The 674-nt window shown below is 69.9% G+C and carries 1 protein-coding gene; it reads right to left on the bottom strand.

Annotated features, from left to right (window positions below; genetic code table 11):
- Nucleotides 1–129: 129 nt before the first annotated feature.
- The coding region (gene ubiG / locus VQ03_RS26145) for a bifunctional 2-polyprenyl-6-hydroxyphenol methylase/3-demethylubiquinol 3-O-methyltransferase UbiG (RefSeq protein WP_048453846.1) at nucleotides 130–674 on the bottom strand (545 nt) is incomplete at its 5' end.

The following is a 674-nucleotide window of genomic DNA, read 5'->3' as shown; positions in this document are numbered from 1 at the left end:
AGGCTGTCTTCTCGATGCCGGCCCGGAGCCCCGACAGGGCCTCGCCCACGGCGTGCGGAATCTTCTCCAGCATGAAGCGTCTCCTCGCGTCGTCGCGACAACAGGGGGAGACGGCACGGGGTTGCTTCCTCAGGGGCGCGGTTTCTCGGCCGCGATCATGTAGTTCACCGCCGTGTCGCGGGCGGCGCTCCAGCGGCCGGTGAGCGGATTGAAGACGACGCCGGTCGTGTCCGTGACCGACAGGCCGCCGGCCTCCACGGCATCGCGCAGCTCGTCCGGGGTGATGAACTTCTCCCAGTCGTGGGTTCCCTTCGGCAGCCAATTGAGGACGTATTCCGCCCCCACGATGGCGAGGGCGAAGGAGCGCATCGTGCGGTTGATCGTGGCGGCGAAGAACAGGCCGCCGGGCTTCACCGCCGCGCAGGCCGTGCGCACGAAGGCCGGCATGTCGGTGACGTGCTCGACCACCTCCATGGCGCAGACCACGTCGAAGCGCTCAGCCCCAGCCACCACGTTCTCGATCGTCTCGGCCCGGTAGCGCACCGGCACGCCGGCCTCGTCGGCATGGGCCTGCGCGATCTTGACGTTCGTCACCGCCGGGTCGAGCCCGGTCACTTCGGCGCCGAGGCGGGCGAGCGGCTCCGACAGAACGCCGCCGCCGCAGCCGACATCGA

Origin of the sequence: Methylobacterium tarhaniae (genome assembly GCF_001043955.1) — a bacterium.
In the GTDB taxonomy this organism is placed as follows: Bacteria; Pseudomonadota; Alphaproteobacteria; order Rhizobiales; family Beijerinckiaceae; genus Methylobacterium; species Methylobacterium tarhaniae.
Note: the sequence above shows the minus strand (reverse complement) of the source record. Positions and strands in the feature narration are given on the sequence as shown.